This window comes from Ruegeria atlantica, from assembly GCF_947495585.1.
GTDB classification, from domain to species: Bacteria; Pseudomonadota; Alphaproteobacteria; order Rhodobacterales; family Rhodobacteraceae; genus Ruegeria; species Ruegeria atlantica_G.
Window position 1 is genome coordinate 19,069 of sequence record NZ_CANLZK010000021.1, and the last position, 23,298, is coordinate 42,366.

Genomic DNA, 23,298 nt, shown 5'->3' on the forward strand with positions numbered 1-23,298 from the left:
GCGATGTCGGATAGACCCGACTCCTTCAGCCGGGGGTGTCAGCATCATCGTCGATGACAGCCATCGCGTCGATCTCGACCAAAAGCGACGGATCGGCCAACCCCTGCACAACCACGCCTGTCGAACAGTGATGAACACCTTCGAACCAGCGATTGATCGCCTCGTAAACGGCCGGACGGTACGAAATATCGGTGACGTAGACTGTCAACTTGCAGACATCGGTCAAGCTACCCCCGGCCTCTTCCAGCCAGCGCTGGATGTTGCGGCAAGCCTGATCTGCCTGCGCGCCCGCGTCGCCTTCGCCAACCAGTGTGCCATCCATCAGCGTGCCGACCTGACCCTGCATGAAAACAAAGTCACCCCGGGCGCGGATCGCCTTGGAATAGGTTGCTTTCGCGTGATAGCGCGTCTGGTACTTGTGTATATGCGTTCGAGCCATGCCGATCTTCCCCTCAAGCCGTGGCGCGGATCAGATAGTCTTCGACCATATCCGCAAAACTCTGTTCGACTGCGAACTCAATACCATCCTGACACCGCATCACCAAAGCCTTGAGGCCAAATACTTCGGTATAGGAAACCGCATCTGTCCGGAACACGCTGTCATGCAGGTCCATCGGGCAAGCAACTGCCATCACCTGACCTGCATTTGGGCCGACTATGCGAAAGAAGGTCATCGTGTCCGAGACCCGAACAATACTGATATCTGCCGGGCAGTCCGTGGGCTTCAGCCGGGCTTCCATCGCGTCTTCCTGTGCCAGTGGGGCGCAGGTGATCCAGTGGTTACGACCAATGTAGAACAGTTCGATGCGGTCCTTTTCTGTCCGGCTATTGGGGCTGAGCGGCAAACTCGGCAAAGCGTCCCCGACCCATTGCGATACCGCCTCCGGCGCGCCTTTGAGGTCGAACAGAGCCTTCAGGCCGCACCGTTCAATTGTGACATCATAACTCATCTCAGGACCTCAGCAATTTACCTTCGGGGTCGTGAAAGACCGGTTTCGTGACCGCGACCGGGATCACGTCATCCTTCAGCCGGACGTGCGCGGTTTCGCCCTGCCGCGCGTGGCCATCTTCCAGCAACGCCAGCCCAACCCAACGGTTGTTTACCACGCTCCATACACAGGCAGTGACCAACCCGTCGGTGGCTTCTTTCCGACCACCGGGCGTCAGTGGCGCACCTTCGGGGATTTGCCGGTTCGGATCATCCGCCAGAATTCCGACCAGCTCGCGCCGGGTAACGCCGCCTGACCTGCGCAGGTGGACCGAGCGTTTGCCCAGATAGTCAGGCTTCTTCTTGGACATCGCCCATCCCATTCCCAGATCATAGGCATCCACCGTGCCGTCGACCTCATGCCCCAACGACAGGAACCCTTTTTCGACCCGCAGCACATGGCTGGATTCCGAACCCACAGGCAGGATACCAAAGGGCGCACCAACCTCCATCACCTTGTCCCACAGGGCCGCCATGTGGCGCGGGGCCACGTTGACCTCATAGGACAGTTCACCGGTGAAGCTCACCCGCACCACCCGCGCAGGGAAACCAGCGACAGTGCCTTCACGGAAAGACATGAAAGGGAACGCCTCGGGCGAGAGGTCGATATCCGAGCCCACCGCCTGCAAAACTTCACGCGCCTCGGGACCGCAAATAGTGGCATTGTTCCACTGGCTGGTGACAGTGGTGATCAGCACCTGCCAGTCAGGGAATTCGGTTTGCAGAAGCTTTTCCATATGCTGGTTCACCGCATCCGCGTGACCGGTCGAGGTTGAAATCATCCAGCGGTGCTCATCCAGTCGGAAGGCCACGCCATCGTCCAGGATTAAACCATCTTCAGACAACATCAGCCCATAGCGCCCGTCACCCGGTTTCAGCGTGGACATAATGTTGGAGTAGATGAAATCCAGGAATTTCGGAACGTCCCGCCCCTTCAGTTCAAACGTGCCAAGAGGCGAGCCGTCATAGACACCGACGCCTTCACGAACAGCGCGGCATTCGCGGTTTACCGCCTCTTGCAGGCCTTCACCCGGCTTCGGGAAATAGCCCGGACGCCGCCAGCGCGCGCCGGCTTCATACATCACAGCGCCGTTGTCCTTATTCCATTGGGTTACAGGGGTATGGCGATACGGGAATAGCCGCCAGCCTTCCCGTAACCCGCCAATCGCACCAAACGAAACAGGCGTGTAGGGAGATCGAAAAGTGGTTGTTCCAACCTCTTGCAGCGGCACGCCCTTTTGCATCGCAACAGTGCCAATGATGTTGATATTGCCGGTCTTACCCTGATCGATCCCCATGCCGCCGGTCGTGTAGCGCTTGACGTGTTCCACATTGTCATAGCCTTCCCGCAGGGCCAGATGAACATCGCTGACCGAGACATCGTTCTGCACGTCCAGAAACGCCTTCCCGCGCTGTCCCGGCACGTTGACCCGCCAGAGAGGTTCGATCGCGTAGGCCATGTCTTCGCCGCCCTCAACAATCCTATCCAGCGTCAGATCACCCGCCGCTGCCCCCACAGCGCGACAATTCTGAACCGCCTCGTCAGGAACGAAAGCTGCCAGATCCTCATCAAATCGCAACGTACTGCGGGATTGCGACCAAAGATGAACGGTCGGGTTCCAACCGCCGGAACAACCCAGCACATCACAGTCGATCCAGCGACCCGCCCCTCCGGTCACGGGAACGGCTTTGACAGCGCGCACGCCTTTGCGCCCGCGCACGTCACCAGTAACGATTGCGGCATGAACCGGAATATCCGGCACCAGCTTCAAAGCTTCAGGTGGAACGGTTTTGCGACAATCGAGGATGGCCTCAACTTGCATACCGGCTGCTGCCAGATCGGCCGCCACAGCATAAACACTGTTGTTGTTTGTAAACAGCACCACACGTTGCCCGGGCTTAACGCCCCAGCGGTTGACATAGGCCTGTACCGAAGAGGCCAGCATGACACCGGGTCGATCATTGTCACCAAAGACCATGGCACGTTCGGTGGCCCCGGTTGCGATCACAACTTCCCCCGCTCGCACGCGCCAGCTGCGTTCCAAAACTCCGTCCAGTTCGGGTTCGCGTTCGTTCACGATCATCAGATTGTGCTCGCGGTAAGCCCAGACGGTTGCATCCTGCAGATGAGTGACATTCTCCATCCCACGCAGCTCTGCCACCGCATCCGCGACCCAGTCCAAGGCCGAACGCCCACCGATAGACAGGTTGCGGTTCAACAAACTACCACCCGCCTCGGTACCCTCATCGGCCAGAAACACGCGTTTTCCGGCGCGACCAGCTTCAAGTGCCGCTTGCAGCCCGGCCGGGCCCGCCCCCGCGATCAGCACATCGGCATGGGCGTTTCGGGCCTCGTAACGGCCCGAAGCCGGGGGGCTTTTGGGTGCTGCCGCCAACCCTGCAGCCCGGCGGATCGAAGGTTCGAACAGATGCCAGTTCGGCCATTTGAACGTCTTGTAATAAAACCCTGCGGGGATAAACCGCGCGAGTAACTGATTGATCCCGCCCAGATCGAACTCGGGCGACGGACAGCAATTGACTGAGCGTGCGCTGAGCCCGTCCCGAAGCGGGACGGTGGTCGCGGGACGGTTACCCGAGGCATCCTCGCCGTCCAGTTCCACCAGAGTCGCAGGTTCTTCGACCCCGTGCCCCATAATACCGCGCGGGCGGTGATACTTAAAACTGCGGGCGGTGACACGAATACCGTTGGCCAGCAGGGCCGAGGCCAACGTATCGCCCTCAAACCCTTCATATGCTTTGCCATTGAAGGTGAAATGCAAAGGGCGATTTCGGTCGATGCGCCCGCCCGAGGCGCGGCGGTTACGTTGTGCCATCGGGTGCCTCCACAATGTCATGGGTCCGTGTATCACGCCAGATCGTGAACCATTCACCGCATCCCCGTGCGTGCCACCATTTCTCCTGAACCGGACCCAGTGGATTCGGCGTCACCGTCAGATACTCGACCCATTCCTCATCGCTGACGGCATTGGGATCGGGGCGGACCGCCCCTACCGGGCCACCATGGATAAATTCGCTTTCATTGCGCTTGCCACAAAACGGGCAGGTTATAAGCATCATGATCCTGTCCTTTCCTATCGCGCTGTGGTGGTTCCGGCTTCCATTACGAAGTCCAGATGCCGAAACCTGCCCAGTGTGAAGGGTGCCATCAGCGGGTGCGGTTCACCTTTGGCCACCAGATGCGCCAGTGTCAGCCCGCCCGCAGGGATAGCCTTATACCCGCCCCACCATCCGGCGGTGACAAACAGGCCCGGCACATCTGTCTGATCCATGATGGGTGAGGCATCATGAGCAATATCCAGATGCCCGCCCCACTGCCGCATCAGTTTGAGCTTCTTGAAACTGGGGAAAAGCGACAGCATCGCAGTCACGGTATCCTCGAATACATGTTGCTTTATGTCTCGACGGAAGCTCTGCCCCATATCGGGCGCGCCGCCGATGACCATCTCACCTTTGTCGGACTGGCTGAAATAGAACCCGCTGTCCGGACAGTTCACGATCACATCAACCAGCGGCTTGACCGGCTCGGACACAAAGGCCGTCAGGTTCATCGTCCGCAGCGGAAGTCTGAGGTCCGCAGTTTCGGTCAGCGTCGTTGTATGGCCTGAGACTGCCACGACCACTTTCTTTGCGCGAACTGTGCCCCGGTTGGTCTCGACCCCTTCGATGGCCCCATCCGCCCCGCGTAGCAGGGATTGCACCGCTGTTTGCTGATGAATCTCAACCCCGCGCGCGTCAGCCGCGCGGGCATAGCCCCAGGCCACCGCATCATGCCGGTTCACACCTGCATCCGTATGAACCATGCCGCAAATCACAGGCAGCCGTGCATCTTGGCCGCCGCCAGTCAACGCAGGAATGCGGCGGCGCAATTCCTCGGTTGTGATCTGTTCGTAGGTCGAGCCGTAGATGTCCATCACCAACTGCCGCCGCCGCAGCTCGCGCAGCTTGGGCCAGGTCTGAACCACATCCACCATGGTTCGTTTGGAATGCATCATGTTGAAATTCAACTCGTCCGTGAGCCCTTCGTACATGGCGACGGATTTGACATAGAATGGGATTGACTCATCCCTCATGTAATTCGATCGAATGGTCACCGTATTTCGCGCGATGTTGCCGCCGCCCAACCAGCCGCGTTCCAACACGGCAACATTGGTGATGCCGAATTCCTTGGCCAGATAATAGGCAGTTGCCAGCCCGTGACCTCCTGCCCCGATCACCACGACATCATAGCGGTCTTTCAACGGCGGGCTGCGCCAGACCTGCGGCCAATTCCGGTGCCCGGTTAGCGCATTGCGGGCGAGCGAGAAAACAGAATAATTTTGCATGATGGTAATAATATTTATCACTATGCACATTTAGTCAATAAATTTATCGATATGCAAAACAACTCGCCACGGGTTCTATTCCAATGCGGAAATTGCGGCTAAGATAACGGAGAAAGGTGACGCAATGAGCTTCCGTGTGGAACAGTTCCGTCGACGTCTTGCCGGCAAATGGTCGGCCCGGTCGCTTTGGCCCTGCTTCATCATAAACTGCCGCAGTTCACCCACCTCGTAACGCCAGAAAAACTGGGCGCAACGCGCCTACCTTCTGCAACCGCCTCAGTAAATGAGGTGACAGAAATGGACGTTACATGACACAAACACCTGACCTGAAAACCGTTCAGAATACCTATGCGCGCGACGGAGTCGTGCTGCTGAAACAAGTGCTGTCGCAGGATTGGCTGAGTAAGCTGCGCCAGGCTGTTGATGACGAAGTTTCCAAAGGCGACCGTTACTTTGCTTACAAAAACATGCGTGAAAATCCTGGTGTGTTTCAAGACTATTGCCTGAATTCTGATATTGGGCAGCGTGTGGCAGAGGTAGCAAACAGCCCCTGGACCTCTCTGATCTACGACCAGATATTTGCCAAAGAACCGGGCACAAAAACACAAACCGGCTGGCATACGGATCAACCGTATTGGCCGGTCTCAGGCCCGATCATGACCATGTGGATTGCGCTGGACCCTGTGGACCCCGACAACGGCGCGTTGGAGTTTGTAAGGGGCTCGCACGCCTGGGGCGCCAAATACCGGCCCTTCAAAACAGACCAGCTTGGGGGCTTTTTGCACTATCTCGAAGTGAACAACCCAGACTATATCGACATGCCCGATTTCGAGATGAACCGAGCCGACTACGACATCTTTCACTACCCGAAGATGAAACCCGGCGATGCGCTGGCATTTGACGGTATGATTGTACACTCAGCAATGGGCAACCGCACCTCAACCCGGCGCAGACGCGGCTATGCGATCCGGTTCGCTGTGGACGGCGCAACCTATGAGCCCCGCGATACTGTCACCGAATGGCTGCACGACGACAGCTTACGCCCCGGTGCGCCCTTCGCTGGGGGCCGGTTTCCAGTGATCTACAGAGCGACATAACAAGCAAGTGGCAAACTCCGCCCTTCTTGCCAAAAATTCGGTCGGCAGGGCGGGGTCAACTTAAAATAGCCCGATCAAGTGAAACTACATAAGTAACTTTCGCAGACGGCGCCTCAAGCCGGAACTGTTGTACTCACAGGGGTGGTTTCGGCTTCGATCGCGCGATCAAGCGTTTTGCGAAACAGTTTGGCACCCGCGTCCAACCCGAGATCGATATTGGGCGTCTTGGCGTACTTCATACCCTTGTGGACTTCTTCCAGAACGTCCTTGTCCTCAAGAAACGCCATGCGCGCACCGTCATTCATGAATTTGGACACTTCCGCATTTTCGGGATCGGAATTTCGGTGCTGAAACCAGAAGTATCTGGTGCGATCTTCATCGATTGGGGTCATGAAATTATAGGAGATATTGATGAACGTTTCAGCAATGGGTTGCTTGTCATACCCGCCGGTCCCGACCGGCGTATAGATGGATTTGTTCAGCCCGATCGCGGGCATGCACATCTCATAATGCTGCAGCCGGTCGCAATCGCCGTCAAATGCCACCAGTTTGGCGTAATAGGGCGATGGCGGTTTGTTTGCAATCCAGCGCGAGACGACGACGCCACGGTCGGTCCGCTCGACGTTTAGCGGCTCTTCATCCGTTCCAGCGCCTGCAAAAGAAGATACATGCACCCAGGCGACATGGCTGGGATCAAGCAGGTTGTCGCAGACCCACAGGTAATGGCAGTCGATATCCATTACCCCACCGTCGGTCTTGCCCCAGCTGTCATCGTCAAAATTCTCGATCGGGAAGATCTTGTCGGGATCCGCAAGTTCCGGATCGCCCATCCATATCCAAAGGAACCGATACCGATCCACAACCGGATATGATCTAACCACCGCCCGCCGCGGGGTCATGCCGCGCTGCGTCGGACTGTCGGTGCACTTGCCCGTGCAGTCGAATTTAAGCCCGTGATAGCCGCATTCCACGACATCCCCGATAAGGTTGCCCTTGGACAGAGGCAGCTTGCGGTGCGGGCAAGCATCCTCCAATGCGACTGGCCTGCCATCCTCCTGCCGGTAAAGCACGATATTCTCGCCCAAAAACGTCTCGGCCTTCAGCTCGCGACCGATATCTTTGCTCCAGGCGGCGACATACCAGCAGTTTCTCAGATACATTGAAATGCTCTCCAGATTGTCAGATGGCTTGTGCAAGTATGGGCGGCAAGCCGATCTTGCACCATGCTGGAATGGTAATGACTCGTATAAGTCAGGCTAATTCCCGGCGCCCGCGGCTGGCGGAATGTCCGGCTGCGCCTCAACCTCGGCACGGATCCAGTTCAGAAACTCACCAACTTTCGGGCTGTCCTTAGTTTCATGGGGTCGAACCAGCCAATAAGACAGCGGAGACTGCGTCAGCTCCGGAATTGGTCGCACCAAACGTCCATCGCACAGCGTGTCGATGACCAGAGGTTCCCGCCCTAAAGCGACACCAAGCCCCTCGATGGCCGCCTGAACAACCAGATTGGATTGTCCAAATCGCCGTGTTCGCAATGGCCACGGTAGCGTCAACCCGCATTGCCGCGCCCAGAAATCCCACGTGGGACTTGCGGGCCCATGATGCAGGTTCTCATCCACCAGCATCGTGTGTTGCGCCAGATCTTCGACCCCGCGCAAGCTTGGTATCAAAGAGGGGGCGCAGACCGGAAACAGCTGCTCGGTCATCAGAAGATCGACCTGATAGCCAGGATAATCACCCAGACCATAGCGAATACCGATATCCGCATCCGCCCCTGAAAACGGATATTGCCCGGTATCTGTGGCAATGGAAATCGACAGGTCCGGATGAGCAAGATCAAAGTTTAAAAGGCGCGGAAACAACCAGTTGAACGCAAAACCCGGCAGACATGAAATCACGATGGTCCTGTCGGTGCGGGTCTTGTCCCTCAGCTGGGTACAAACGTCCGAAATACGCCCCAACCCTTCAGAAATGGCTAGCGCCAGCAGTTCCCCTTCGCGGGTCGGACGCGATGACCGCGCACCACGTACCAGCAACTCGAGACCAAGCCATTCCTCAAGCGCCCGCACATGCTGACTGACCGCACTTTGGCTGACACCCAGCTCAGCTGCTGCCGGGGAAAAGCCGGAATGTCGGACAACTGCCTCGAAGGCGCGCAGGGCGGAATAGGGCAGGTTTACGATCATATTAGTCACCCTAATGTCAGGCATAATCACTTTCAAATAGATTAGGCGCACAACCCGAGCCTAATCTATACTGACCGGAACCCGTAGGAGACGCGAATGTCGGACATCACACCCGAGCGCGGCGCGCGAAATCTATTGACTAACTGCGCCCACGCAACGGCAGGCGACCGGTTGTTGATCGCTTATGAACCTCCCGAACATGGCTATTTCGATGCGGATAGTGTCCAAATCGTCACGCATGCCGCGCGATCCATGGGGCTGTCGGTTGATGCGGTGGATGTGGGTTTTAATCCGGACAATCCGCACCTTTCCGCGGAACTCCTGGCGCGGTTCGAAACCGCCGATATCATCCTGTTTCTGGCCCGTCTCGGGGATCAGCTCCGGTTCTCGGAAATGCCGCAGAGCAAGAAGATCATCGTCAGTTTTGCCCTGAGCCGCGAGCTTTTTGGCTCTGGGTTTTCGAACGGGCATCACGATGCCTTCCTCGACATCAAGGCTGGGATCAATGGCGTTCTGAACAGGGCCACCGACGTGCGGGTTACCTGCCCTCTGGGTACGGATTTTCAGGGGCGGCCTGAGATGAACCTGGATACGACGGGCGATACGTCGATCTTGCGCTTTCCCATGTCGGTCTTCACGCCGGTTCCAGCACATAGTTTTTCGGGCCGGGTGGCGTTGAAATTTCTGACGGGCACCGGATCAAAATACTATGATGATTATACGGTAGAGTTCGAAAGACCGGTGTTTGCGATGCTGGAAAGCGGGCGCCTGACAGGATTTGACGGAAATCCTGCCGACGCCGCGCGGGCCGAGGCTCATTATGACCGGGTCGCGGGTAAGTTCGGCATCGACCGCAATTTCGTGCATTCCTGGCATGCGGGCATCCACCCGGGCTGCGGCTACCCATGGGACATGCGCGAGAATTTCGAGCGTTGGGGCGGGTCCGCTTTTGGCAATCCGCGTATTTTGCACTTCCACACCTGCGGCGCTTATGCCCCAGGCGAAATCAGCTGGAACGTGTTTGATCCGACGATCGTAATCGACGGTGTGACCTACTGGGAAAACGGGGCTTTCCACGCCGACCGGCTGCCTGGCGGAGCCACCATTCTGGACAAGCACCCCTGTGCGGCCGCTCTGTTCGCCGACCCCGATCTGGATATCGGTCTACGCCGCACTGGTTGAACCTTCCCGCTTGATCGAACGTGTGCCATCGCGCTAAACTGATTGCAATAGGGCCACCTGACAAGGTCCTATGGTGCGGAGCACTCCCGTCTCCGGTGCCGGTACATGCGATGAGGGCACGGCCCCCGCACCGGCAAAAATGTGGAACTCACATGTCACAAGCAATCGTTACGCCCCTGTCTCAGGCACTGGCCGAAGGCAAGCTCACGCGTGAAGAACTGAAAGGATTCATGCAACGGTCCGACGGCCCCGGCCTGCGGCATCTGGCGCTTTGGGCACTGGTACTGGCTGGCACAACTACCTTGGTCACCCTAGCCTGGAACAGCTGGCTAATCTGGCCCGCAATGTTCCTGCAAGGCATTGTTCTGGTGCACCATTTCTCACTACAGCATGAATGCGTGCACTATACAGTGTTCCGAACCCGGTGGCTGAATGATTTGGTAGGTCAGATCTGCGGCCTGATCATCATTCTGCCGCATCGGTTCTTTCGCTACGAACATTGCGATCATCACACCTATACGCAATTGACCGGAGAAGATCCCGAACTGATCCCTTTGCCCGGAACAATGGGAGAATATCTGCTTTATCTGTCCGCCCTGCCCTATTGGCGCGGCAAATTCACGGAGTTGTTTCGCCACGCCAGCGGCAATCTCAGCGAGACCGAGCAGCGGTTCATTCCGAAAGTCGAACATCAGGCCGTATATCGCGATGCCCGTAGAATGCTGGCTATTTATGCGGCGATCTTTCTGGCCATGGCCATCACAGGCTGGTGGGGGCTGATCTGGTATTGGTTCATCCCACTGTTTCTGGGCGAGCCGGTGATGCGCTTCATCCGGATGACCGAACATGTCGGACGCCCGACCGTCGCGCAGATGTCGGAAAATACGCGCACCAATCTGGTTTCGGCACCGTGGTCCTTTCTGTGCTGGAACATGAATTACCACGCGGAACATCATTATGTCGCTTCGGTCCCGTATCACGCGCTGCCGCGCCTGCATGAGAAGCTAAAAGACCACATCCATATCGAGCCCGGCGGCTATCTGGCTGCCCACCGCGAAATCCTGCGTCAGATCCGGCACAACGAGGAGGCGTGATCGATGACAGATGTAAAACCGTGGAAAGACGTGATCGAGGCTGCTCGGTTGGAAAGAAATTGGGTCACACGGGTCGAACTCGGCTCACGTATTATCGCAATCTACGACACGCCCGGTGGTATCTATGCCTCACTGGCGCTGTGCAATCATGGCGGCGCGGATCTGTGTGACGGGTACTTCGATGGCTATGTCATCGAGTGCCCCCTGCATCAGGGCGCGTTTGATGTGCGAAATGGGCACCCGGTTTCAGCGCCTGCGACGCGGCCGATGAAAGTGTTTGAATCCCGGGTCGAAAACGGCATGGTTCAGATCAGAGCATAGCCCCGATTGCCCCTAACCCGGTGCCGGCAACCCCGGCATCGGGACATATCCCGGCAAAGCCTCAACACGCGCGATCCACGCGCGCACCGCCGGGTATGGAGACATCGATATTTCACCCTGATAAGCCAGAGCTATGTAGGGGTAGCAGGCCAGATCTGCGAGGGTGGGACGGTCGCAGGCCAGCCAGCGGTGGTCTGACAAGTGTTGCTCCATAATCTTCAGGGATTTCTGCCCAAGCGCCTGCGGCTCGGCCAGATCGGTATCGCGTTCAAACAGAACAATCGCCCGGGCCATTGCGACGCCGTGGAAGATTTCATTCACAGAAAACGACAGCCATTGCTGTATGTCGCCGTGTTCTTTCGGTGTGGTCGGGGCCCATTCGTCTGCGCCATATTTCTGTGCCAGATAGACCATGATAGCAGCGCTGTCGCGCAGAACGAACCCATCATCGTCCAGAACCGGTACCTTGTTCAGCGGATTGACCTGCAAAAACGCGCTCTGGTTTTGGTCACCGTTCAGCAAGTCCACGTCGATGACCTCATGATCCCGCTGCAGCATGGACAGGAGCAGTCGTACTTTGTGACAACTGCCCGAAAGCCGGAAATCATAGAGGCGTATCATACTGGCCTTTACGTCAGCGTTTGTCCGACCGTTTTTCAAGCCGCGCAAACAGTCGGCTAAGGCCGAAGCAAACCACAAAGTAGAAAGCGGCCGTGGTGATCCACGCCTCAAAGATCATGCGGGATGAGGCCACAAGCTCAACCGTTTTATAAGTCAGTTCCTGCACAGAAATCAGCGACAGGATTGAGCTGTCCTTGATCAGCGATATGAACTGATTGGCGAGCGGTGGCACCACTTTCTTCATCGCTTGCGGCAGTACCACATAACGCAGTTCCTGAATGCGGCTCATACCGATAGAGCGCGCGGCTTCCCTCTGACCTTTAGGGATCGACTGGATACCGGCACGCACAATTTCACCAACGAATGCGCTCTCAAAAAGGGCCAGGACAATGACCCCCGAAACAAGCGATGGGAAGCGGCGCATTTCACCGAAGAAGAACTCCCAGATCTGATTGTTTTCCTGCCGCGCGATACCGCGCGCCCATCGTTCCAGATTCAACGCATCAATCAGTTGTTGGGACAGGAAGAAGAAGAAAATGAAAACGACAACAACCGGCGGCACATTGCGCAAGAATTCCAAGTAGGTGCGCGCCAGCATGCGGATGGTCAGATTTGATGAACAGCGGGCTACACCCAGAATGGTGCCCAGGATCAACGCCAGAATTCCGGCATAGAGGCTGATGCGAACCGTTGCGGCCAACCCTTGCAGCAGCAAATTGGCAAAGTATTCCTCACGACCTGAATGCCAGCCGACAATGTAACTGGGGATGACGTCCCAGCGCCACCTATAATTGAGCGTGCCTTCAATCGACAGCCAGATATACCCGAAAAACACGAACAGAACCGCGGCGATCAGGTAGTCCGGCCATCTGAGTTTTTTGAGAAAATCCTGCACGCGAGACGCTCCGTATCAGATCCGGGGGGCTGCATCGCTGCCCCCCGGGTGGGTCAGGGTTACTGGGCGACCTGGTCAGCCCATTCATTTCCAGCAAACCAATAGTCATGACGTTCTTTCAGCCAACCGGAACGCCACTGCTGCGCGATCCAGTTGTTGAAATAGTTCATGGCGTCCGGGTCGCCCTTTCGCACACCAAAGGCTTCACCGCGCGGATCATAGAGATTTTCGAACGGCACACTCAGCGTTTCAGGGTGCAACCCAGCCTCGCGGTTCGGAGTTGGCTGCGCTGCCATGGAAGCATGAGCGTTCCCATTCAGAACCTCCTGAGTCGAGGCACCGTCTTCATCGAACAACAGCAAGGTCGCGTCTGGGAAGTTCTGTGCAATCACCGCCGCAGGTGTTGCACCACGCCGGGCGGCAAAGGTCACTTCGGGATTGTTGAAATCCTCAAGCGTCATGCCTTCAGTCATCGACTTATTGGCCAGAATGGCCAGACCCGAATAGGCGTATGGATCGGTAAAGTTAATGGTCAGGTTCCGCTGCGCTGTCACCGACATGCCCGAGATGATCACGTCGAAATTGCCTGAGACCAGCGCCGGGATGATACCATCCCAAGCGGTGGGCACGAATTCGACCTCAACCCCCATATCCTCGGCCAGCTGACGGCCAACATCCAGTTCGAATCCGATCAGATCGCCATTCTTGTCGCGCATCGACCATGGCACGAACAGCGACAGACCGATCCGGATCACGCCATCCTGCTTGATAGTTTCAATCACACTTTCGCTGGATAGTTCCTGCGTAGCGCTCTGCGCCCAGCCTGAGGTCGCCACACCGGTAGCCACGACCGCGCCGAGGGCAGCCCCGAGCATTCTGCGAGAAAGCTTCATCTTGGTTCTCCTTGTTGTCCGACATATTTTCTGGGTTATTGGTCGACGGCATATTTCTTCTCCAGATGGCTTACGCCAATCGACAGGATCAGGGTCACCACCAGATAAACCAGTGCGATGGTGAACCAGATTTCGAAACTCATGTATGTGTCTGAAATGATGTTGCGTCCGAAGGTCGTCAGCTCGGCCACCGCAATCACGCTAACAATGGCCGAAGATTTGATGAGGTGAACGACTTCACCGGTCATCGGCGGCAGCATGAAGCGGACGGATTGTGGCAGGATGATATAGCGATAAGTCTGGGACGGGCTCATCCCGATGGATTTAGCGGCCTCCCACTGGCCTGTGGGGACGGCGTTGATCCCGGCCCGGAAGATTTCCGAAATCAAGGCAGAATGGAAAACGGCCAGGGTAAGGATACTGGCCGTGTATCGGTCAAACCCAAAAATCGGCCCCAGAACATAATAGAAGAGGTAGAGCAGAACCAACAGCGGGATATTTCGGATCAGCTCCAGAAATCCAACCGCAACTGCGGACCCGATGACAAGATCCGACAGACGCAGCAACGCCACAAGCAGGCCTATAACCATAGCCAGAATGAAAGCCGTGACCGACAATTTGATCGTCGCGACCAGCCCGATGGGAATTTCACCCCATTCAAACCCGACCTCGGTATTTCGATACAGAAACTGCGGCACCCGGTACCATTGCCAGTTATACCCCATGCCCTGCGCGCCTGTATATGCACCATAGGCGATCAGCCCCGCGATAACGGCATAGATCCCGACCGAAATCAGGGTTGAGTCAAAAAACCGCTTTAAAAAAGGCGGCTTAGGCAGCGGCTGACCTTTTGGCCGGGAGATGCCCAGATCGCTCATGTCAATGCGCCAAAATCTGATCTAAGAACAAACGGCAGCGTTCGCTTGAGGGGTTTGTGAAAAACTGTTCGGGTGGTGAGACTTCGACGATCTGGCCCGCCTCCATAAAGACCATCGTATCAGCGACCTTACGAGCAAAGCCCATCTCGTGAGTGACGACAACCATGGTCATGCCGGTATCGGCCAGCTCGACCATCACATCCAAGACCTCATTAATCATCTCGGGGTCCAGCGCGGATGTCGGTTCGTCAAACAGCATGATCCGAGTTTCCATGCATAGAGAACGCGCAATTGCCACGCGCTGCTGTTGCCCGCCCGACAGCTGTGCCGGGTACTTGTCGGCCTGTTCCGGGATATGAACACGTTCAAGATAGTTGCGTGCAGTTTCTTCGGCCTGCGCCTTGGATATCCCGCGCACTTTCATCGGACCGATCGTCAGATTCTCTAGTACTGTCAGGTGTGGAAACAGGTTGAACTGCTGAAAAACCATACCGACTTCCTGCCGCAGCTCGCGAATTTCTTTGGCTCCGTCATAAACCTCGATCCCGTCGATCACGAGGCGGCCGGAGTTGTGCCACTCTAGCCCGTTAAAACACCGGATCAGCGTCGATTTTCCCGATCCCGAGGGACCGCAGATCACGACTTTTTCACCCTGATGGACCGTCAGATCGATGTTTTTCAGCGCGTGAAACGCACCGTAATATTTATCCAGATTGGTCACTTCAATCATCGGAGTGGCTTGGTTCATGTCGTACCTGCTTGGGTTCGGGACACCATGCGAATTTGTCTTTTGATGGACCGGGCGCGCAAAGGAGTTTCCTCCACCGTTCCTGCAAAGGCAGGCCGGCATGGCGTGGTGCCTGGCCTGACAAAATAGCCGAGGCCGGGCTGGCGCTGCGATTGTTTGGGGCAGTCGGGCAAGGCCTGAGCCTCCTCAAATACGTTGCACACTAATTAATATGGTTGCTTAATATGCAATACTCGTCAATAAAAAACTCAGAGGACAATTTTTGATCTGCCCTCAGATAATACTGACGACCAAGGGAGGAACCGCAAATGTCTGCCTGGATCAGCATGATATCTGACGAAGATGCTGACTCGCATCTGAAGGCCACTCTGGATCTGGCGCGTACACCGCACGGCACTGTCGACAATGTCATGCGGGTGCATTCCCTGCGGCCTAACACCATGAAGGGGCATGTGATTCTGTACCGGGCCTGTCTGCACGATGAGGCGAACAAAGTTCCCATGTGGTTTCAGGAAGTGATCAGTTCCTACGTATCCACTCTCAACACCTGCCCCTATTCCTATGCCAACCACTGGTCAAACGCCCGTCACCTGATCGACGACGCCGCACGCGCCGACAAGATCGAAGCCGCACTCGAGGCACATCGCCCTCAAGATGCATTCGACAGCGCACATTTGGCGGCACTGACCTATGCGGAAAAGCTTACACTTTCGCCGGGTACGATGGTCGATTCTGATGTGGCAGCCCTGAAAGACACCGGTTGGGAGGATGGCGAGATTCTCGAAATCAACCAGATCGTAGGTTACTTCAACTACGCCAACCGGTTGCTGAATGGCCTTGGTGTCACCACTGATGGCGATGTGGTGGGGTATTATAGCAGCGACTGAAAGGACGGATCATGCAAGGAGACACTCCAGGCAGACAGATCGACCGTGCCATCGGCGCCTCGCTGAAGGAACTGCGGCAAAGTCGGAAGCAATCCGCGCGAAGGCTGGCAGAACAGTCCGGTATCTCAGCCGCTATGATCAGCCGGATCGAAAATGGGTTGGTTTCTCCCTCAATCGACACTCTGGCGGCACTGGCCGAAGCGCTCGAAGTTCCGATTGTTTCTTTGTTCCGCGAAGCGCGTACAGATCACACTGACTACACTCTCGTGCGCCATGGTGAGGGACTGAAATCAAACCGTATCTCGGCGGGGCACAGCCACGAATATGTCAATCTTTCACTACATTCTCGTAAAGACCTGCGATTTCAGGCGCGTCGCGTGACTCTATTGCGCGAAGGCGGGCCGCCGCCCACTTATGTCGGCCACGGCGTAGTGTTTGTACAAGCACTCGAAGGCCAGGCCGTTTACCGATATGGCGAGGCCCGCTTTACGCTGTCAGCTGGCGACTCGATCAGTGTGGATGCTGAACTCAACCACGGGTTCGAAGATGTTCTGACCCCTGAGTTTGTCTTTCTAACAGTCCAGGCCGAGCGCCCATGACACCCAGTTAACATGGCTCAGGCAATCGACCTTAATCTGACCCAAGGGTCCATTGCAGGCCATTTCCGAACATTGGCGATACCCGGCGCGGTCGGAATGCTTTTCAGTACACTGTACAACATCGTCGACATCTTCTTTGCCGGGCTGTTGTCGACTAGCGCCCAAGCCGGGCTGGCCCTTGGTTTTCAAGCTTTTTTCATCTCTATTTCCGTGGGCGTCGGGCTGGGCGCAGCTATGAGTGCACTGGTTGGAAACGCTCTGGGAGCTGGCGACAACCGAACGGCACGACGCCTAGCGGCCCAAGGGATAACTTATGGAATCGTTGCGTCTTGCCTGCTTGCCCTGGCAGGGCTTTGGTTCGGCCCATTGTTAATCAAGCTTGTCTCGGAACCAGGCGTTTATCGTGAAGCCGGGCTTCGTTATTTCTATTGGTTGCTTTTGGCAATGCCGGGATTTCTTCTGGCTCATGGATGTAATGGCATCTTGCAGGCCCATGGCGACGCAGTGTCTATGCAACGGGCACTTATCGTCGCGTTTCTGGCGAACATCATCCTGAATCCCCTTCTGATCTACGGAATTCCGGGCGTGACCCCGGGCATCGGCTTCAACGGTTTGGCTTTATCCACGGTGATCAGCCAGACAGGCGTGATGATCTTTTTGATCCAGCAGGTTCTTCGGCGAAAGCGAATGAAACGTATGCGCGCGGCCTATTTCAGACCACGCCTAAAACGGTTTGCAGAAATTTCGCTGCAGGTTCTGCCCACTGCCTTTTCGTTTACGATCATGCTGTTGTCAGCCTTTGTCCTACAGTTTGCGCTGAAGCTGTTTGGTGAACATGCAATTGCCGGTTACGCAATCGCTATACGGCTTGAACAAGTTTTGTTGCTGCCCATTCTTGGCGTCACGGGTGCCCTACTGCCAATCGCCTCACAGAACTTCGGTGCTCGGGACAGCCAGCGGGTGCGCGCCGCGTTGTTCTATTGCTGGCGAATCGGATTTTACATGTCACTGGTTGCGATCCCGATCCTCTGGCTTGGTGGTCCCTTAGTGATGCGCCTTTTTACAGCTGACCCAGAGGTTGTTCGCGTTGGTGTGGGATATCTACGAGTCGACAGTCTGATCCTGCCTTTTTACATGATGCTGTTTTCAATCAACTCACTTTTGCAGGCCTTCAAAAAACCTATTTGGACCGTTTGGATCAGCCTTTATCGCCAGGCCTTTGGGGTCGCGTTCTTTGTTTGGGTGTTTATTGGCATATTGGGATTCAACGAAACCGGGGTGTGGTTCGGAACGGCCGCGGCCGTAGTGACCGGCTGGATAGTCGCAATGGCGTTGACCATACGTATTGCGAAGACAGAGATCGGCGGATTGTGGGTGCCTGCCACGGGGTGACAATGATCGCACATCTGAAAGGATCTTTTGCGTACTTTAGATGATTGACGATTGTGGCAGTAGCGAGTGAATGGCTATCAGAAATAGTAAGTCGAAAGTCTGCTCAAGAATTCTTGCAAAGGCGAAAAGTTTGTGGCGGCGGTGAGCAGCCTCATCTCCGAGCAACAAATCTATTTTTGACAGCTGCCACCCAAAGCGCGTGGTCTGACGATATCGCAGACCTGATAGGCGGTGACAAACAAGTACAGCAGACGCCCTTGGCTGTCACAGAAGGCATGAACTTGGTGTTCGTTCCGCCTTTGGTACTACCAATCATGCGTCCACGTCCCCTTTTTCACAGCAAGGCTGGGCGCTGTGCGATGGGCTTCAAGATATGTGGGTTCGATCACAACTGTATTCCCTTCGCCGTGGTCAACCGCCAAGTTGACCAACATCTTGGCAAAGATCCCTTCATCACTCCGCCGTTACCAGCGGTTGTAGAGCGTTTTGTTTGGACCGTCATCCCTGGGCGCATCGCACCACCGAAAGCCATTGAGATTGATAAATACAATCCCGTAGAGAACGCCTTGACATCAACACTCGGCTTGCCGAGGGACTTGATAAAAATCGATTCAAGACGCGCTATCTGCGCGCCTCTCAACCAGAAAAAATTTGACTTGTTCACCGCTAATTTTGAGCGCGGTGAACTATGCCGTACGACTAAAATCAATGTATACGGAGCCTAGCACGAGCAACGAACGACGGCTAATGTGACGACACCAATGGGCGGCCTTGAATAGCGCAATCGGTATATGCGCTACTTGCTTAGGTTTTTGGGCTGGACAGTTTTTGACAATCTTGCTTGGCTGCGTTGCACCACTCTCATTTTTCAGGAGATTTCAATGCCCCAAGCATCCGACACCAACCGTCGCATAGTTCTTGCGGAACGCCCCACTGGTCGCCCGGACAAAAACACTTTGCGGCTTGAAATCACAGACATTCCAACACCCGGCAACGGAGAGATGCTGGTGCGCACGGTGTACCTGTCTCTGGACCCTTACATGCGGGGTCGTATGAATGACGCGAAATCCTACGCTGAACCGGTTCCGATCGGTGGCGTCATGACGGCTCAGGTTGTGGGGCAGGTAGTGGAATCGAACCTCGAAGGGTACGAAGCCGGAGACTACGTTTTAAACACGAGTGGCTGGCAGGATTATGCGATCTCAACTGGTGAGCAGGTCGTCAATCTTGGCAAGACGCCGGACAATCCGTCCTGGGCGTTGGGTATTCTGGGAATGCCCGGCTACACGGCTTATGCGGGGCTGCTGAAGATAGGCGAACCAAAGCCCGGTGAAACCGTTGTCGTGGCGGCTGCGGCTGGACCGGTGGGCGCTACCGTAGGTCAGATCGCAAAGCTTAAAGGGTGCCGCGTGGTGGGTATCGCGGGTGGCCCGGAAAAATGCGATCACGTGGTAAAGAACCTTGGGTTCGACGCTTGCGTTGATCACCGCGCGGCGGATCTTTCGGCGCAATTGCGCGACGCGTGCCCTGACGGCATTGATGTCTACTTCGAGAATGTCGGTGGCAAGGTGCTGTATGCGGTCTTACCGCTTTTGAATCCGTTTGCGCGTGTTCCGGTCTGCGGCGTCGTGGCCTGGTACAACTTGCCGGGTTTGCCGGACGGACCGGATATGGGCCCGGTGATCATGGGTACCTTGTTGCGGATGAAGGTCAAAATGCAGGGCTTCATCATTTTCGACAATTTCGGCCCCAAGGTGTATTCCGAGTTCGTTCGGGACATGACAGGATGGCTGAAGGAAGGCTCAATTACGTATAAAGAGCATGTGGTTGAAGGTCTTGAAAATGCTCCGGTTGCATTTAACCAACTGCTGGCCGGAGACAACTTTGGGAAAATGGTCGTCAAGATAGATTGAGCCAGGGCAGTAAAAAGTTGTTTCCATCAACCCGCGCCTCGATGCCACAATCCAGGTCGTTGGCGAAACGCAAGAGTGTCAAATTAAAAAACTATGCCACGACCACTAGATTTGTGCTCGCTACGAACGTCGCGGGTCGGGAATAGTGCATTGCAGCGCGAAAAGTTTAGGTGAAAGGCCGATAGGGGTGGTTCGCTGCCTACTAACGCTAAGAGTTGGTTAAAAGGTTGTCACATTATCCATCGTTCGATTACTTGTGCCTAGATCTGGAAGTAAGTGGCATCGACGGTATTAATCCCCCATCCATTTCAATCGTCTCCGATATCCTTCTCTAATCATTGCGACGCGGCGTGACTTTTTGTTCGCTTCAATATGAGCCTGCGTGAAATTGAGGAGATGCTACAACATCGTGGGATTGAAACATCCCACGAACCCATCCGGCGCTGGGTCGTCAAGTTGGGTTCGCAGATCGCTCACAAATTTCGTCAGCGACAGGGCCATCCTAGTGACTTCTGACATCTTGTTGAGGTGGTCGTCAAAATCTCATGTCAGAAACATTTGGTTTAGCGCGCGGTCGATCAACATGGCGTCGCTCTGACTTAACAATCCGACATCACCGCCTCGAGGCATTCCTTGTTAGGCCCGAAATCAATGTGACAACACCAATCCGAGGCGTATGTAACTGATCAATTTTGATTTAATCGATGCGAGCCACGGCTTATTACAAACATAAGCGACCAAACGATGGCTAACCTGAAATCCCCGTCATAATCTCAAAAACATCCTTCCTCAGGAATCCATAGGACCGGGGGCACAAGATCTGGGGCAGGATTTCAACGTCATAGACGTTCAGCGATATCGCTGTCGATACGAAACCATTGCACACAGATTCCGGCGTTCAGATCAATCACCTGCACACCACACCACGGCGCGCTGTCTGCGTCCTTCAACTTCTGGTCCAGCGCAAATCCTTCGAACCGCTCGTACCGAGGCTTGGACAGGCCCACAAATGCGAAATTTTCATAAAAAGCCAAACCACGCACAAAGCCCGGGCAGATGGCCAAAGGTTGAAACCATTGACGCGCATCTTGCTGGGTTATGTCAATCCAACCCGGCTCGCCCGTTCCCGAGTTCAGAACCCACAGTTTTTCTTGATTCAGTCGCGGAGAGTGTGGCATTGATAACCCCTCGCACACGATCTCGTCCCGCTCAACATCGATGACGACGCCGCCATCTGCCCGGCGATCACGCCACCCGTCGATTGTATCGGACTTGTTGACAGCGGTGACATAACGGGGTTTGCCGTCTTGCATTACCATACCGTTCAGATGACAGCGATCTTCGGTCACAATCGCGGATATGAATCCCGGTTTCCAGACCGGTTTGAACGCTTGCGCGTCGGATAGTTCGGCGATGAAGTTTCAGCGCGTGTTGACGAACACCTCGTTTCAATCCGCCTGAACACCGATGTCGTGGGCATCCAGATATCCTGTCAGATGCGCCGTTTGGGCGACAAAACACTCGGTAAATCGCCCGTCGATGATTTGATCGGACCGTATAATATTGGGCATCCGATAGATATTAGCCTGAGTAGCAAGGTAAAGTGTATCGTCGCGATAATGCAGCCCCACCGAGCGCTGGAACATTTGCTCGTGCACCATCAACCCGCCGCTGGGGTCGCGACGCAGCAGATAGAGCCGCTCGGACTGGTAGGACACCACACCGACCGAGATATTGGGGCGTCCAGCAACCGCACGAACCCGCCCGAAACCGAGAACTGTGCGGCATGTCGCGCCTCTGGGCTTTCGGCAAACTAGCACGCAGCGCCCTGAACGAGAGGTTGATTTTCCTGCACAACGGTATCCTGCATAGTCGTTTTTTTCTTATCAACAACGCGGCAGGTAGATGCAAAGTCTGCCTGCCGCGCCCCCCTGCGATTTGTCTGAAAGCGGTATCAAAACCGAATACTGCCTTTGACAAAGGCACCATTGACCTTTGTATCGCCTGAAAAGCGACCCTAAGAGCGCAGTTTGAGGGTCGTTTTGTCCTTTTCGAACAGTGACAGACCGACCTCGATGCCCCAAAACATCCGGTCAATATCACTGGTGTTGTCGAAATTCGGACCATCGCCGATGCGGGCCGTCACAGTGGTGTCGGGGTTGGCAAAGAAGATTGCTCCAATTTTGCCATAAAGGCGGGGGCCGATGTTGTTGTCATGGACGGCATGCAGGGCGGCACCACCGCCACGCAGGACGTATTCATCGAACATGTCGGTCTGCCGACGCTGTCCTGTATCCGCCCCGCCGTGCAAGCGCTGCAGGATCTGGGTGTGCATCGTGAGGTGCAGCTGGTTATCTCGGGCGGTATCCGCACCGGGGCCGATGTGGCTAAGGCTTTGGCGCTGGGTGCAGATGCGGTTGCTATCGGCACCGCCGCTCTGGTTGCCCTAGGCGACAACGATCCCAAGTGGGAATCCGAGTACCAGAAGCTGGGCACGACAACCGGTGCCTATGATGACTGGCACGAAGGACAGGACCCGGCTGGTATTACCACGCAGGATCCCGAACTGGCCGCACGTCTAGACCCGGTCGATGCGGGCCGCAGGCTGCGTAACTACCTGAAAGTTATGACGCTTGAGGCGCAGACCATTGCGCGCGCCTGTGGGCACAATCACCTGCACAACCTCGAGCCCGAGGACTTGTGTGCCCTGACAATGGAGGCCGCCGCCATGGCGCGGGTGCCGCTGGCGGGAACCAGTTGGTACCCGGGTAAGGAAGGGTTCTGAATATATGCTGCGCGGCTCCCTGATGGGGGCCGCGTTTTTGCTTTGAAAAACTAAAATTCAACAGGGAAAGGAAAGCAATCGTGACGATAGATCTCGCAGCTTTCGCAAAAGAAAAAGGCGTCAAATACTTCATGATCTCGTTCACCGATCTGTTCGGTGGACAGCGGGCCAAACTGGTACCCGCGCAGGCGATTGCCGACATGCAGCAGGACGGCGCAGGTTTTGCCGGGTTCGCCACATGGCTGGACATGACACCGGCGCATCCGGACATGCTGGCGGTGCCGGATCCGTCCTCGGTCATTCAACTGCCGTGGAAGCCCGAAGTGGCCTGGGTTGCAGGCAATTGCGTGATGGAAGGTCAGGATGTGGCGCAGGCGCCGCGCAACGTCCTGCGCCGACTGATTGACGAAGCCGCAGGCGAAGGCATGCATGTCAAAACCGGTATTGAGGCCGAGTTTTTTCTGCTGACCCCGGAC

At 55.9% G+C, this 23,298-nt stretch carries 21 protein-coding genes and 4 pseudogenes; 10 read left to right on the top strand and 15 right to left on the bottom strand.

Annotation, left to right across the window (positions count from 1 at the left end; translation table 11 throughout):
• Positions 1 to 25: 25 nt before the first annotated feature.
• Genes QMP16_RS21980 through QMP16_RS22000 form a run of 5 tightly spaced genes read right to left on the bottom strand, consistent with a single transcriptional unit; the run spans position 26 to position 5,331 of the window.
• A complete protein-coding gene (locus QMP16_RS21980) occupies positions 26 to 439 on the bottom strand; it encodes a RidA family protein (RefSeq protein WP_282154143.1) in 414 nt (137 codons plus the stop codon).
• A gap of 13 nt (positions 440 to 452) precedes the next feature.
• A complete protein-coding gene (locus QMP16_RS21985; RefSeq protein ID WP_282154144.1) occupies positions 453 to 950 on the bottom strand; it encodes a sarcosine oxidase subunit gamma family protein in 498 nt (165 codons plus the stop codon).
• Position 951: 1 nt separating this feature from the next.
• Positions 952 to 3,822: a 2Fe-2S iron-sulfur cluster-binding protein gene (locus QMP16_RS21990; RefSeq protein WP_282154145.1), complete on the bottom strand. Its 2,871-nt coding sequence runs from the start codon at positions 3,820 to 3,822 to the stop codon at positions 952 to 954.
• Positions 3,809 to 4,066 carry a sarcosine oxidase subunit delta gene (locus QMP16_RS21995; protein WP_282121036.1) on the bottom strand — a complete coding sequence of 86 codons (258 nt, stop codon included), beginning with the start codon at positions 4,064 to 4,066 and terminating at the stop codon, positions 3,809 to 3,811. Before QMP16_RS21995 ends, QMP16_RS21990 begins: the two co-directional genes overlap by 14 nt.
• 14 nt (positions 4,067 to 4,080) lie before the next feature.
• A complete protein-coding gene (locus QMP16_RS22000; protein WP_282154146.1) occupies positions 4,081 to 5,331 on the bottom strand; it encodes an FAD-dependent oxidoreductase in 1,251 nt (416 codons plus the stop codon).
• A 308-nt stretch (positions 5,332 to 5,639) separates the two neighbouring features.
• Here QMP16_RS22000 and QMP16_RS22005 point away from each other — a divergent pair, with 308 nt between their 5' ends.
• Complete coding sequence (locus QMP16_RS22005; RefSeq protein WP_282154147.1) at positions 5,640 to 6,428, top strand: phytanoyl-CoA dioxygenase family protein; 789 nt, start codon at positions 5,640 to 5,642, stop codon at positions 6,426 to 6,428.
• A 113-nt stretch (positions 6,429 to 6,541) separates the two neighbouring features.
• On the opposite strand, the gene QMP16_RS22010 is transcribed toward QMP16_RS22005, so the two are convergent.
• Positions 6,542 to 7,588 carry an aromatic ring-hydroxylating dioxygenase subunit alpha gene (locus QMP16_RS22010; RefSeq protein ID WP_282154148.1) on the bottom strand — a complete coding sequence of 349 codons (1,047 nt, stop codon included), beginning with the start codon at positions 7,586 to 7,588 and terminating at the stop codon, positions 6,542 to 6,544.
• 96 nt (positions 7,589 to 7,684) lie between these two features.
• On the bottom strand, positions 7,685 to 8,614 hold the full coding sequence (locus tag QMP16_RS22015; RefSeq protein ID WP_282154149.1) for a LysR substrate-binding domain-containing protein: 930 nt from the start codon (positions 8,612 to 8,614) through the stop codon (positions 7,685 to 7,687).
• A gap of 96 nt (positions 8,615 to 8,710) precedes the next feature.
• On the opposite strand from QMP16_RS22015, the gene QMP16_RS22020 reads away from it, so the two are divergent.
• The 3 genes from QMP16_RS22020 (at position 8,711) to QMP16_RS22030 (ending at position 11,211) form a co-directional block, all read left to right on the top strand.
• Positions 8,711 to 9,796: a hypothetical protein gene (locus tag QMP16_RS22020; protein ID WP_282154150.1), complete on the top strand. Its 1,086-nt coding sequence runs from the start codon at positions 8,711 to 8,713 to the stop codon at positions 9,794 to 9,796.
• Between the two features lie 152 nt (positions 9,797 to 9,948).
• Positions 9,949 to 10,890 (top strand): fatty acid desaturase family protein, encoded by a 942-nt coding sequence (locus QMP16_RS22025; protein ID WP_282154151.1) that lies wholly within the window; start codon positions 9,949 to 9,951, stop codon positions 10,888 to 10,890.
• A 3-nt stretch (positions 10,891 to 10,893) separates the two neighbouring features.
• Positions 10,894 to 11,211, top strand: a complete 318-nt coding sequence (locus tag QMP16_RS22030) for a non-heme iron oxygenase ferredoxin subunit (RefSeq protein ID WP_282154152.1) — start codon at positions 10,894 to 10,896, stop codon at positions 11,209 to 11,211.
• A 12-nt stretch (positions 11,212 to 11,223) separates the two neighbouring features.
• Here the strand turns inward: QMP16_RS22030 and QMP16_RS22035 are convergent, their stop codons facing one another.
• Genes QMP16_RS22035 through QMP16_RS22055 form a run of 5 tightly spaced genes read right to left on the bottom strand, consistent with a single transcriptional unit; the run spans position 11,224 to position 15,246 of the window.
• Positions 11,224 to 11,832 (bottom strand): glutathione S-transferase family protein, encoded by a 609-nt coding sequence (locus QMP16_RS22035; RefSeq protein ID WP_282154153.1) that lies wholly within the window; start codon positions 11,830 to 11,832, stop codon positions 11,224 to 11,226.
• Between the two features lie 13 nt (positions 11,833 to 11,845).
• Positions 11,846 to 12,727 carry an amino acid ABC transporter permease gene (locus QMP16_RS22040; protein WP_282154154.1) on the bottom strand — a complete coding sequence of 294 codons (882 nt, stop codon included), beginning with the start codon at positions 12,725 to 12,727 and terminating at the stop codon, positions 11,846 to 11,848.
• Positions 12,728 to 12,786: 59 nt separating this feature from the next.
• The gene (locus tag QMP16_RS22045) at positions 12,787 to 13,620 is read right to left on the bottom strand and encodes a transporter substrate-binding domain-containing protein (protein ID WP_282121046.1); all 834 of its coding nucleotides are present in this window, start codon (positions 13,618 to 13,620) and stop codon (positions 12,787 to 12,789) included.
• A gap of 35 nt (positions 13,621 to 13,655) precedes the next feature.
• Positions 13,656 to 14,498 carry an amino acid ABC transporter permease gene (locus QMP16_RS22050; RefSeq protein ID WP_282154155.1) on the bottom strand — a complete coding sequence of 281 codons (843 nt, stop codon included), beginning with the start codon at positions 14,496 to 14,498 and terminating at the stop codon, positions 13,656 to 13,658.
• A 1-nt stretch (position 14,499) separates the two neighbouring features.
• Entirely contained in the window at positions 14,500 to 15,246 is a 747-nt protein-coding gene (locus QMP16_RS22055) for an amino acid ABC transporter ATP-binding protein (protein ID WP_282121048.1), read from the bottom strand.
• A gap of 308 nt (positions 15,247 to 15,554) precedes the next feature.
• On the opposite strand from QMP16_RS22055, the gene QMP16_RS22060 reads away from it, so the two are divergent.
• From QMP16_RS22060 to QMP16_RS22070, 3 genes are read left to right on the top strand one after another with little or no spacing between them, the layout of a single operon-like run.
• Positions 15,555 to 16,133: a carboxymuconolactone decarboxylase family protein gene (locus QMP16_RS22060; protein WP_282154156.1), complete on the top strand. Its 579-nt coding sequence runs from the start codon at positions 15,555 to 15,557 to the stop codon at positions 16,131 to 16,133.
• Between the two features lie 11 nt (positions 16,134 to 16,144).
• Positions 16,145 to 16,732, top strand: a complete 588-nt coding sequence (locus QMP16_RS22065) for a helix-turn-helix domain-containing protein (RefSeq protein ID WP_282154157.1) — start codon at positions 16,145 to 16,147, stop codon at positions 16,730 to 16,732.
• Positions 16,733 to 16,744: 12 nt separating this feature from the next.
• Entirely contained in the window at positions 16,745 to 18,124 is a 1,380-nt protein-coding gene (locus tag QMP16_RS22070) for an MATE family efflux transporter (RefSeq protein ID WP_282154158.1), read from the top strand.
• 191 nt (positions 18,125 to 18,315) lie between these two features.
• On the opposite strand, the pseudogene QMP16_RS22075 reads toward QMP16_RS22070, so the two are convergent.
• A pseudogene (locus tag QMP16_RS22075) lies at positions 18,316 to 18,788 on the bottom strand (transposase); the annotation flags it as partial.
• 217 nt (positions 18,789 to 19,005) lie between these two features.
• Between QMP16_RS22075 and QMP16_RS22080 the strand changes: the two are divergent.
• Entirely contained in the window at positions 19,006 to 20,037 is a 1,032-nt protein-coding gene (locus QMP16_RS22080) for an NADP-dependent oxidoreductase (RefSeq protein WP_282154159.1), read from the top strand.
• Between the two features lie 839 nt (positions 20,038 to 20,876).
• Here QMP16_RS22080 and QMP16_RS22085 read toward each other — a convergent pair.
• Together QMP16_RS22085 and QMP16_RS22090 are read right to left on the bottom strand one after the other, a co-directional pair.
• Positions 20,877 to 21,857, bottom strand: a pseudogene (locus QMP16_RS22085) (TIGR03032 family protein).
• 197 nt (positions 21,858 to 22,054) lie between these two features.
• Positions 22,055 to 22,306 carry a hypothetical protein gene (locus QMP16_RS22090; protein WP_282154160.1) on the bottom strand — a complete coding sequence of 84 codons (252 nt, stop codon included), beginning with the start codon at positions 22,304 to 22,306 and terminating at the stop codon, positions 22,055 to 22,057.
• On the opposite strand from QMP16_RS22090, the pseudogene QMP16_RS22095 reads away from it, so the two are divergent.
• Positions 22,223 to 22,822: pseudogene (locus tag QMP16_RS22095) on the top strand (glutamate synthase-related protein); the annotation flags it as partial. The gene QMP16_RS22090 and the pseudogene QMP16_RS22095 overlap by 84 nt on opposite strands.
• Positions 22,823 to 22,902: 80 nt before the next feature.
• Positions 22,903 to 23,298: pseudogene (locus QMP16_RS22100) on the top strand (type III glutamate--ammonia ligase); the annotation flags it as partial.